Origin of the sequence: Echinicola rosea (assembly GCF_005281475.1) — a bacterium.
In the GTDB taxonomy this organism is placed as follows: Bacteria; Bacteroidota; Bacteroidia; order Cytophagales; family Cyclobacteriaceae; genus Echinicola; species Echinicola rosea.
In genome coordinates this window covers 3,177,269-3,189,094 of sequence record NZ_CP040106.1, presented here as the reverse complement: position 1 = coordinate 3,189,094, position 11,826 = coordinate 3,177,269, and the positions used below count along the sequence as shown (strand labels likewise).

The following is an 11,826-nucleotide window of genomic DNA, read 5'->3' as shown; positions in this document are numbered from 1 at the left end:
TTTTGCTACCCTTCACGGCTTAACAGCAACAGTGAACATGGATTTCATATATCGGACAGCCTTATTGTATGATAAGACACTTGCTAAATTTTTACGGTAGGGTTATTCGCATACGTTTCCCAAAGCTCGTCCAGTGTCAAGCCTGTATATTCCTTCCAAAGGTTTTCCGAATAGGTTTTGCTCCGCATATGCTTGTCCAATTCTTTGACAAAGTGCCTGTCGTACGTTTGGGTGACCCAAAGCAAAAAGCGCGCTGTGATACGATAGCTGTTCTCATAGGAATGTTTCGGATCGAAATCGGGCAATGACCAGCCTGCTCCATCATTGTCCACTCCATAGGCATAGCGCACATAATCTGCGATTCCTTCTGTTAACCAGCCTGGCCCTGATCCACCGGGATATGCCTGCACCAAATGCATCCCTTCATGGGTGATCACATCCAGGTCACCAGGTTTTTTATCGAGCCATTTGGAAGCGATGGTGATCTTGCCATCATGGGCATATGCTACACCATTATAAGCAGTATCGATGGTCACGGTCACATTTTTGGTCGCCTCCTTGTTGAAGGCCTTTGACATCTTTGGGTAAACCCTAAAGAATGTGCTGATCAAGCCCTCTTTTACCTCTTCATCCAGTTCTGGATCTTGATTCACAAAAGTCAAGGTGTATTTGCCTTTGGTAATTACTTCTTCTCCTGTTTTGGCCTGAAGTCCACTTCCTGCTGTCAGGATGAGTAAAAACAGTAGGGTTAATTGCTTCATCATGCGCTTTAGTTATTCGTTATTAGGTATAATACTACATAGAATTTGGAATCCCTATATTTACCACAAGGATTCCAAATTCCCAAAATTCAACGTTAGAAATAATAAATTCCGAACAGCATACTCGCTATCCAATTAATATGCTCCCCTTAAATAGAGCAATTGAATAAAATAGCCGCCCACTACAGACCGTGCACGGAAATTCATCACATGGGCATCTTTAGTTTCATGCCAATCGCTAATGGGTACCCGGTTGGCCGTTTCATTGGCATACTTCCACATCGGGTCGATCAAGGCCTCAAAGTCGGCATGGCTATCAGCCAATGATGCACTCCAAAACACCCAATCGGACTTGGTATATGTTTTTCTGCTATCCAGCGGCAGGCCATATTTTTCTTGCTTGGTCAGGTAATAAGCGACTTCCTTGTCCGCCACTTCTTCAGGAAAGACACCTAAGTCCAGAATCTCATCCCAAACCAAGTTATATTTTTGACTCCAGGTTCCTGGCCGCTCAAAAGCCAATGAATAATGATCTCCATCAGCCGCCAGTTTCATCCATTGCTTAGCCATTCCCCGCGCTTCGGTGATATAATCTTCTTCGACCTCCTTCATACCTTGCATGCCCGCCATTTTCCCATAAGCAGCCAAGGCCAAAATAGCTTTCACCGAGAGGTTGGCATTTCTGGCCAAGTGCCCTGCAAAGTCATCTGTCGATAGCTGATTTGCAGGATCAAAACCACTTTTGCGCAAGTATTCCGCCCAGAGGGTCAATACTTCCCAATGCGCTTTGGCATAAGCAGCATCATTTTCCTGATGGACAATGGCCGCTGTCAGCAGAAGCATGTTACCTGCTTCCTCCACGGGCATATCCTCTCCATAGGTCTGGCCATTGGCTATCGGGTATGTCCCCAAGTCATGGGCCGGGAAAGGCTTCTTCCAACGTCCACTTTCCGAATAGAAAAAGATTCCATTGAGCATTCCTTCCATCAAATCGGGATTATACCGTAAAAACAACGGAGCAGAGGGATAAGTCACGTCCACAGTATTGATGGAACCATTGCTGTTGTTTTCTTTTGACAGGAAGAGCAGTTCCCCGCGAGGTCCCTCCACCAATGTATGCGCGGCAATCGCTTGTCTATAAGCCAATACGCACATATCCGCGTACTTTTGTCCACCTGCCTTTAGCGCTTCACTATGAAGCTGTTGGTCAAAGGCTTCACATCGGCCCATCACTTCTGGGTAATCCTCAGAAGCCAGTACCAGCTGGGATTCAAACTTACCGCCAGCAGCCGTTTTCCACCATGGCAATAGGTTTTCGCCAAAAAGCTGTATCGCGGTCTCTTCATCGTATCCGACCAAAAACACTTGTTCCTGTTTTTCATCGCCTACCATACCAAGGTTTACCAGACTGTTTAGCACCAAGCTTTTGCCTTTCAGTTTTTTGTCTCGAAAAGTCGCGTTGGCAATAGATTCCAAGGCACTTTGCGCAGTACTGATCCATTGTTTGGCTTGGGGATGATCACTTACCGCCACATAGGCATGCCCCCAATCAATGCGGACATCATCTCCTTTTCGACCCAAAACATTCTGCTCGGTAGTGCCTACTTTCATGATATCAAGGCTTCCAAACGAATACTGATCCGCGGCCACTTCCTGGTACGGCTGATGGACGGCAATATCACTGGACACACCTAGGTAAACCTCCACTTCATGGGAGTTGCCATCGGTAGATTTGGTAGCGGTCGTGATATATGAAATAGGCCTGGCCATCAAGTCCAGATCGTCCATTAGCAGTGGGGAAGTGAAGGTCACGTCCAAACCGATCCCTCCACAATCGAAGGAATATTTCGTTTGGGTAGCAGATAGACTTACAGACTTCTGTGGAGCAGTCTGAATATCCTTGACGGCAGGAATTTCTTTCTCCTCTGCCAAGCCTACATCCAACCACCGGCCTCCTGCCGTATTTTTTATGTGTACAGCCAAGACATTATCCTCTTCTTGGAGCCTTTGCTGTACCTCTTTGGGTATCGCCACATATGAAAATCGATGGATCCAGCCTTCCAACTCATAAATCTGCTCTCCATTTAGGTAAACCATAATATTATCATCGTGCCGGATTTTCAGGTTAAGTTTGCTTAATGCCGACACGTCATCCAGATCAAACTCCCTCCTCAGCCAGAGCTCATCGGTGTTCCAAAAGGTACCTCCCTCTTTTCGCTGATCCGTAAAGGGAGCTTTTCCTGACTTCCAGCCTTGATCATCAAAATCCGACAAAAACCAACCATTACCTGGCTGGGTTTCCGTATAGCTCAGTTGATAATCTGCTTCATCACTGGTGGGCAAAATACTGGAATACTGTTTTTTCTCCTTTCCCAAAAAGCGGTAGATTTCCCCATCCACTTTTATAAGGCCCAGCATCCCTTGGTCTGCAGTAGTCCAATGCTTGGGAGAGCTATTGTTCAGCTCATCGCCCATGGACCAGATACTAAAATTAGGATTGTGGGTGATCAACGGGTAGGCAGGAGCCCTGAGCGCATCCTGCGCCAGGGCATCTTGACCGAAGTGTAATCCAAAACCCAAAGTGATCAATGCAAATACTCTTTTTATACTTCTCATGCTGTCGTATTGTAAGGATTAGATTTTATCCCTATTGATATATTATTTGTTAGTCGAGTAGGTAAGAGGAATTTCACTTGCGCTAAAAACGTAGCTTCAAATGAAAATAGATAAGATTTACTCGATTTCGTCAAACTGCCCGTTCTTTGAGCGGATGATAAGAAAGTCCCCTCTAGGGAATTTAAGGGCAGATTTAGACGAATTTTTTTCAATCTTAAAATCTTTAACCGGACGACAATAATTTGTTATTATAGTTCTAAATAATTGCTGTCATTCGTCCATTTCTTCTTCCTCACCATCCGAATCCATTTCCTCCAGGGCTATTTTTCGGATCCGGTGATTCATCTGGTCGCCAATGTAAAATGCCCCATCACTATAGGCAATTCCTGAAGGCCTGTCAAAACGCGCTTCCTCCCTCAGGTCTCCATCTACATAACCGTATGGGTCTGGATTAATACTTGAGCTTCCCCTGCCTGCAAAGGTCGTCACACTGCCTTGAGGTGTAAGCTTTCTAATGGCATGGTTATATTGGTCCGTAAAATAGAAATCATATTCATCAGGTTTACCTTCTGCCGCATATTCCTCATTTTTCACAAATACACCCTGATAGGGATTTCTCATCCGCACATCCGAGCCAACACCATCTTGATAACCCGGACTTCGAAGCTGCCCACACACCAGATAAGGTTGATTAAACTGTTCCTTGTCCCAATTATAATCCACCCGTAGGATATAATGCTGGTTAATCACCAGAATATAAGCATAATTCCCAGATGGATGGATAAAGACCTTATATTCCCACTGTGGATCATGCACGACGAACAAGGTTTCATAATCTTTGTTTCCTAGGCCATCGCTGAAGTATTTATTCAAATCAAAGCGAAAAAACTGTCCTTTTTCATAGCTATTGAAGTACAGCTCACCATTTACCGGATGGACTGATGCGCCGTTACACTGCCTGTAACGGGTCAGGATCTCCCGGTCTTGCCAATCCTTATCGCGTGACAGCCGGTACGTAGCACGGTCATTTTCTCCACCTCGGTCCTCGGCGATGATCATGTATTGGCCATCATTGGTAAAATCAATACTCCTGGGCCGATCAAAATCCGAACGCTTCTTGGTCACTGTGCTGTCCTCCAAATCGATCAGGTAAAGCCCATTGTTAAAATCAAATGTCACCCAAAGGTGCTTGGGATTTAATGGGTCAAATTTCATGAAGGAAGGTTCCCAAAAACCACTCGCCATATCATTTGGGTTATCTGCTTTAAACTTCCCATCCTTCCATGGCTCATCACCTCGGTCATTTTTGTATCCGACCAGCGTGGACACGACCATCTTACGCTGATAGTCGAAATACTTGTCAGCATCAGAAACGACCTGCATTTCGTCCGTCCCCACGCGCACTTGAATATCCCCATCAAATGCCTGCTTGGGCACCAGACAATAAAGTGACTCGCCGTTTACATTGATTACCTTTGCCTCTTTTCCCCCGATCGATACGGAAACAATATCAGGGTCAATGCCGAAGTTCTGGCCGTAAATCACAAGACGCTGGCCCGCGCCCCCGGAGCTCGGTGTAAAACCGGATACCACAACTGGCTGGGATGGATCAAAGGGTGAATATTCCATTTCCTCTTGGTTGTCGATCTGACAACCGTAAAAGAGCACACATGCCATAGCCAATAGCCCATAAAGTATATGCAGCCCCTTGTTATTGATTATTATATTTAAACGCATAATTTTTAGATTTTTAATTCGCCATACTACTGGGGTTATATCCCCCGCATTTTAATTAAATCGTTACGCTCTTTTTCACCATTCTATTGCCTGATCTTCATCAGGAATCTGGGTATTCAATTGGCGTTCTAGAATCAGCGAACCTGACACCTTGTAGTTGATATCCACATTGGGTACCATGGTATAATCCGAAAATTGATAATCGATGTTGTTAATGGTGAGGTATCGGTGCAGGAGGTACGGACGTATTTCATCCATTTGTTCATTGATGGTGTAGCTGGCATCCTTGTTTACTTGAAATTTCATATCGGGATTGTCCGAATAAAAGGTGACTGCACCATTCTGGTCAAAATCTGCATAAACCTTGTATTTCCTACGGTCCTGACGGTCCTCATCAATGTTCCCAGCATAGAAAAACACCGTATTTTCATCCACCACATAAGCACGAATTTCCTCTTTCACAATTGGGGTTTCGTCTTCATAACCCTCCATGGTGGTTTTCAAGGCAGTTCCGCTGTAAGTACCGGAATAGTCATTAAACGGATGGATTCGCAGGAGCGCTTTACGGTAGTGCTTTCTGGGGTTGGCGACATAATTGTAAGATGGATCATCTTTGATCGTCAGTGGGAGCACCCACTTATCCACCATATCGATGTCCTTTAACCTAAAATCAATGGTCATTAATGAGGTATTTTCCCCAGCCTTGATGTCCACTGTAGAAGGAATTTCGTAATACTTACTGTCCAATTCCCGGTAATAAAAATCCTGCCGGTTTTGAAAGTGCTCATAATTCAGCACCTCTAGGGTATCGGAATCTACCGCGACATGCACAGTTCTATCTAGTGCGTTGGTTCGGGAGCCACTGACAATCAAGGGTTGCTGGAAGACCGTTTCTTCATCCTCCCTATATCGAATATAGATATCGCAAACCCCTTCGCTCGTCACGGGTGCTTTAAATGAAACGAAATTCTCGAATTGTTCTTCCGTCCACTCATCGTTACACGAGCTGCAAATGATAAGCAACGATAACAGAAGAAACGGTATATATGATTTATTCATGATGATTTCTGTTTAGTCGTTATAAGTCCATCCTGGATTTTGTGTAAGGCGGTTGTTCCTTTTGAGTTCGGTATGGCTAATCGGCCAAAACCACATTTTATCTGCAAAGGTGGTCTCTAGCGCCCATACGGCTACCGGCTGGTGGAAGAGATCTCGCTCCTCTTCATTCATCAGGACATTACAACCATACATCGGTAAGGACTCCTCCTCAGGAGCATCCATCCATCGACGGAGGTCATAGTACCGTTGTCCTTCTGCCAAAAGCTCAATGAAACGCTCCCGCTTCAGCCTTTTCCTCAATTCCTCCTTGTTACTGTACACGGCGTCGGGATAGTCTGGTACACCCGCTCGGATGCGCACAGGATGAACGCCTCTTTGAATCTCATTGATATTTCGCGAAATGGTATAATTACCTCCATCCCAAGATGGAATGGTATGCGAACCGTCAAGTTCGTTCAGCGCTTCAGCATACATAAGCAGAATATCGGCATACCGAATGGCAGGTTCAGGTTTGTACACGATATTTTCGATATCGCCTCCTTCATAAGTGTCATTGGGATGGACATATTTCTTTATGCCAAAACCTGTTCGTAGCCAGTATGCATTGGATGAATTAAAACCATTCCCTCTTGGATTGTCCCTGTAGTAAAAGACCTGTTGGTTACGGTTTCTTTCTTGTGATTCATTTAGCAATGACCAGAAACTGCCATTGAAAGCCACCGAAGCATAAAACCGTGGTTCACGATTGGCATATTGCAGGGACACACCTGGCATGAGCGGTCGATACTTTCCCGCTTCATAGTCCTCTTGGCTTACGTAGCCACTTACACGCTCGGAACCGTCCCCACGGCCGATTTCCATATCCTTGCCTGGTACATCCGTGCCATCGTTCATATAGTAGGCATCCACCACTTTTTGGGTAAGCCCATGGGTGTTCCAACCAGTGGCAGATCGGGGCAATTGATGGGCAACCATCGCCCTGATACTTTCTCCACCCTGGTTGTTGCCGCGGGTAAAAATCAATTCTGGATTTCCTGAAGGTGGCAAGGTACCGTCAAACACCTGAGCGTATGATTTGGCCGGATCGATATTCGCCCAGCCATCTGGCCATGTTTTATCAGAAAAATTGTGATCATCCGGGGGTATTACTGTCGCATTGTCCCCTGTTTCCTGAAGAGGCACCGTGTACAATTCGTAGACCCCAAGTTCGATCACGTCCCTGGCAGCAGCAGCAGCCTTTGCCCATTTTTCTTCTTGATAGTCCGAAGAAAGGAGTCGGTTTCCTTCGTCATCTACCAATCGTGCTGCATAGCTTGACGTATTTCCATTGGCTAATGGACTGGCAGCATAGATTAGCACTTTGGCACGTGCCGCCAGTGCCGCACCGGGTGCAGGACGAGCAGAACTCTCTTGCCCCCTTACCATTCCAAGGGTGGCCATCTCTTGGGCTGCGAGCAGCATTTCATTGCTAATAAACTCAGCGCACTCCTCATAAGTACTTCGCGGAATGGCCAGTTCATCGTAGCTTTTGGTATAATCCAACCCCTCATCTGGCAATAAGGGAATGGGACCATATTTGCGCAGCAATAACCAATACAGGTATGCCCTTGCAAACCGCGCTTGCCCTCTGTAGTCTTCTTTCTCTTTGGCCGACATCTCGGTATTCATGTAAATATTATGAATGAAAGTCGATGCATTCCGGATACCGCGATAACACCTCGTCCAAGTGCCCTGCTTGTCATTTTCGGTATATTCTCCCATCTTGAACATGTTGTAGGATAGTTCATCTTTGGATGGGTCATAATCACTGTCCCTGTCCCCATAGTACATCCCGTCGGCAAAATTATGGGGCGTAATTCCCTTACTGGCCACATCCGCATTGATTCCACCCAGTTCCTCAAACACATTGGCCAACCATTCTTCTGAATAGACCTTGCTCTGAAATACCTTTTCTTCTGTGAGGCGATCCTTGAAGTATTGGCTGGAATCCAAGTAATCGTCGTTACAAGAAGAAATCAGGCCTGTGCCGCACACAAGCAATAGAACAGTATATAATATTTTCTTTTGCATCGCTTTTCAGTTTACAGGTTTATATTAATTCCAAGTGTAATGGATTTGGCAGGAGGATAATCTTCCCCTCTTGGCGTAGCCAACTCTGGATCCCAAAGTTTAAACTTGGACCACGTGAACATATTCGTCCCGATCACGTAAAGCCGGATATTGTCTGCCCGTATCAATCGAGTAATGCTCTTTGGTAAATTATAGCTTATATTTACCGTCTTAAGCCTTAGGTAGCGTCCGTCCCGTAGCCAAAAGGTAGATTCCCTGAAATTATTGGGATTTTCACCATAGCTTAAGCGTGGATAGGACGCATTGGGGTTTTCGGTAGAAGGATCCTCGGATATATCTGCAGAGATCCAGCGGTTGTCCCCCATCACTCCTTTCATGACCTGTCCCCACTCTCCTTCACTAAAGGCATGAACGGTTTTGCCGTAGGTAGAAAAAGTTGACTTTCCGGCACCTTGGAAGTGCACGCCAAGACTGAATCCGCGCCAATTGGCAGAAGCCCCTAATCCATAAATCAAGTTTGGCCTTCTGGTGGCACCGATAGCCACGCGATCACCATCGTTTATGACCCCGTCACCATTGACATCTTTATATTTGATATCGCCAGGTTGGTATTCCCCAAACGTCTGGGTAGGACTATTCCTAATGTCATCGTAGTCCTCAAACAAGCCGAGGGCTATTAAGCCTTTGGACTGGCCGACACGGAAACCTTCCTCATTCTGGTAAGGGTAAACGTTGTTCTCTTCGTCTTTTTCGACGATCTCGTTTTTACTATAAGTGATATTACTTCTAGCCGTCAGTGTCACTTGACCGATTTGCTGTATGTATTTCAGACGGCCATCCAGTCCACGGGACTTTACGATGCCCACATTGGCCCGTGGCGTACTTTCCAAGCCCACCATGTCAGGCAAAAACTCCCGTGCCATGTAAATCCCTGTACGCTCTTCGTCAAAGAAATCGATATTAGCGGTAATGTGATTGGTCTCTATATCAAAACCCAAGTTTTGCTTCGTGGCCACTTCCCAAGTCACATAGGGAGAGGCTACCTGCGAATACATCATCCCTCCAAAATACCTGTCAGAACCATAATCTGCCCATTGATAACCTCCGGTCGGATCGCCATCATCATTGGTAATGGGTGAAATCGTATAGAGATAAGGGAACCGCTCTCCACCCATTAACTGATCATTACCCGCTTTTCCGTAGGAATAGCGAATTTTGAACAAATTCAGCCAGCCAATATTATCTTTCACGAAGTCCTCTTCTGCAAGATTCCAAGCGAATGAGACGGCAGGGAAAAAACCGTATTGCTCTCCCGGGGCAAAGTTTTCCGACCCTGTATAGCCAAAATTAAAGTTGACAAAATAGCGGTATTTCCAGTTATAAATCAAGCGGCCGGCCAAGGCTTGATTTCGCCTGGCAATGCCATTTTTGATATCCCCCCCGAGGTTAACCGTCTGCACGTATGAATCGCGTGTAAATCGGGCTGCTCCTCCAACGTGGTGATCACCTATATCTCGGTTGTAATTGATCATCAAGTCGTAGAATTCAAGCCTATTTCCAGTAGAAGTACTGGACTGAAACATCTCACTGGGATCGGAAATATGCGTAAACACCAAATCTCCGTTTACATCACGTGCACGGGCAGCCCGCCATTGCTCTGGCCATTTTCGGCGTTGGATGTTGTTGGTATTTAGGATATCATAGCCTACGATCCCCCTGACGCGAAGGCCTTCCGTGAGGAAACCCAAATCCTGCTCGACCGTAATATTGGTCTGTACCTTGTTGACCCAATTTTCGTTGAAGCCCGTTTGGGTGGCCATTACCCATGGATTGGTTTGATTGCCTGTTCCAATAGAGGGCACATAGCCATTGGAATAGAGTACTGGCGTGCGGATGGGAGAATAGCCAAATAGCGACCCCCAAAAATCCACATCTCCCAGTCCCGGGCTGTTTCTTTTGCTGAGCGAACCGGCAACGCCAATTTTCACTTCCGTGGTTTCAGTAAGGTTAAAGTCAGCATTTAGACGGTAATTCCAGCGCTTATAATCTGCATTGGTATTATAATCGTCCTTCAGAGATTGATCGATTTCATACATACCTCCTTCATTGATATAGCTTCCCGAAGCATAATACCGGGAAGTAGGCCCCCCACCACTCATGTTGATATTGGCACGGTAGGTCATTGCTCCATCTCTCAGCAGCAGGTTTTTCCAATCTACATTCGGATACAGATCTGGATCCAATCCCAGCCTTAAAATCTCTAGCTCCTCAGGTTGGTAAATCGGCCCTTCGTTTCGGGTGATCCGCGATTCATTCAAAAGCCTCGCATAGGTTACACCATCTTCAAACTCAGGCGTAATGGTGCGGGTATTATAGATAAATTCGTCTTTGAAGTTCACATCTATTTTACCGGCGCTTCCTCTTTTGGTGGTGATCAGGATCACACCATTGGCCCCTCTAGAACCATACATGGCTGTTTCGGCTGCATCCTTCAGCACCGTAATCGACTGGATATCCTCTATGTTAAGTTCATTCAAATCCCGTTCGATATTATCTACCAGCACAAGGGGGTTGGTACCTCCACCAAATGTGGATATCCCACGGATCCAGAATTCAGATATATTCTTTCCTGGCTGTCCAGACTGCATCATTCCCATTACTCCGGGGACATTTCCCGCCAGGGCGTTTGACAGACTAGAAGTAGGATTTGATTTCATATCGTCCACATTCACAGTGGACACTGCACCGGTAAGGGAAATCTTCTTCTGCTCACCAAAACCGACAACGACAACCTCATCGAGTGATTCCGCATTGACCATCAGCACTACATCGATTTTTGACTGCGAACCAACTTTCACCTTATAAGATTCAAAACCGATATAGCTGAATATCAAGGTCGTTCCTTCTGATACATCAATGGAATAGGTTCCATCGATATCGGTTACGGTTCCCCTGTTTGGTTCTCCTTCTATCAGTACGGATGCACCCGGAAGGGGCTCACCTTCTTCGTCGGTAACGACACCGGTAACTTCTTTAAATAGCTCAATAGGTGGACTGGGCAGTACTCCCCCCTTGTCCTTCACTTTCTTGACACTAATGCTATTGTTGACCTGTCTGAATTCCAGTCCCAGGCTCAGCGCCATTTCCTCTAAGTGGGATGCTACTGTCGCCTTTTTATTGGAAATGTTCACCAGCTGTGATTTGTCGAGATTCCTGTCCGTATAAAAGAAATGGAAAGCAGTATTCTTCTCGATATCATCCAATGCCTGCCCCAGTGCCTTTTGGCCACTGGACAGCTGTATATAGACTTCATCGATACCCTTTACCTGGGCGGATGAATTGCTTGCCAGTAAGGAGTTCATGGTCAAGGTCAGGATCATAAAACAATAGCCTGCATATTTTGAGACCATAATTATTTTCTGGGTTAAATTTTGTTTCATATTTTGGGTATATCAATTGAACATAAGTTTTTTGGCAGCGGGAGTTCCAGTCCATTGGCTGCCAGAATCATGATGAGATTGATGTTTGTCCGGGAGTGTATTGCCGTACATTTCCGGACATTTTTTGTCAACTTTATTTTCCC

The 11,826-nt window shown here is 45.7% G+C and carries 6 protein-coding genes; all 6 read right to left on the bottom strand.

All coding sequences use genetic code 11. The features are described 5' to 3' along the window. Positions 1-83: 83 nt before the first annotated feature. Positions 84-764 carry a basic secretory protein-like protein gene (locus tag FDP09_RS12780; protein ID WP_137403033.1) on the bottom strand — a complete coding sequence of 227 codons (681 nt, stop codon included), beginning with the start codon at positions 762-764 and terminating at the stop codon, positions 84-86. A gap of 132 nt (positions 765-896) precedes the next feature. Next, positions 897-3,377, bottom strand: coding sequence for a glutaminase family protein (locus tag FDP09_RS12775; protein WP_137403032.1), 2,481 nt, complete (start codon positions 3,375-3,377; stop codon positions 897-899). Positions 3,378-3,647: 270 nt separating this feature from the next. Continuing rightward, the gene (locus FDP09_RS12770; protein ID WP_137403031.1) at positions 3,648-5,114 is read right to left on the bottom strand and encodes an IPT/TIG domain-containing protein; all 1,467 of its coding nucleotides are present in this window, start codon (positions 5,112-5,114) and stop codon (positions 3,648-3,650) included. Positions 5,115-5,189: 75 nt separating this feature from the next. Next, positions 5,190-6,173 (bottom strand): DUF4973 domain-containing protein, encoded by a 984-nt coding sequence (locus FDP09_RS12765; protein WP_137403030.1) that lies wholly within the window; start codon positions 6,171-6,173, stop codon positions 5,190-5,192. A 12-nt stretch (positions 6,174-6,185) separates the two neighbouring features. Beyond that, a complete protein-coding gene (locus FDP09_RS12760; protein WP_137403029.1) occupies positions 6,186-8,243 on the bottom strand; it encodes a RagB/SusD family nutrient uptake outer membrane protein in 2,058 nt (685 codons plus the stop codon). An 11-nt stretch (positions 8,244-8,254) separates the two neighbouring features. Further along, positions 8,255-11,683 carry a SusC/RagA family TonB-linked outer membrane protein gene (locus FDP09_RS12755; RefSeq protein ID WP_229683440.1) on the bottom strand — a complete coding sequence of 1,143 codons (3,429 nt, stop codon included), beginning with the start codon at positions 11,681-11,683 and terminating at the stop codon, positions 8,255-8,257. Between the last annotated feature and the right edge of the window lie 143 nt (positions 11,684-11,826).

Excerpts from the sequence above, each read along its gene's own strand:
- FDP09_RS12780 (WP_137403033.1), bottom strand. The coding sequence starts at position 764 with ATGATGAAGCAATTAACCCTACTGTTTTTACTCATCCTGACAGCAGGA.
- FDP09_RS12775 (WP_137403032.1), bottom strand. The coding sequence starts at position 3,377 with ATGAGAAGTATAAAAAGAGTATTTGCATTGATCACTTTGGGTTTTGGA.
- FDP09_RS12770 (WP_137403031.1), bottom strand. The coding sequence starts at position 5,114 with ATGCGTTTAAATATAATAATCAATAACAAGGGGCTGCATATACTTTAT.
- FDP09_RS12765 (WP_137403030.1), bottom strand. The coding sequence starts at position 6,173 with ATGAATAAATCATATATACCGTTTCTTCTGTTATCGTTGCTTATCATT.
- FDP09_RS12760 (WP_137403029.1), bottom strand. The coding sequence starts at position 8,243 with ATGCAAAAGAAAATATTATATACTGTTCTATTGCTTGTGTGCGGCACA.
- FDP09_RS12755 (WP_229683440.1), bottom strand. The coding sequence starts at position 11,683 with ATGAAACAAAATTTAACCCAGAAAATAATTATGGTCTCAAAATATGCA.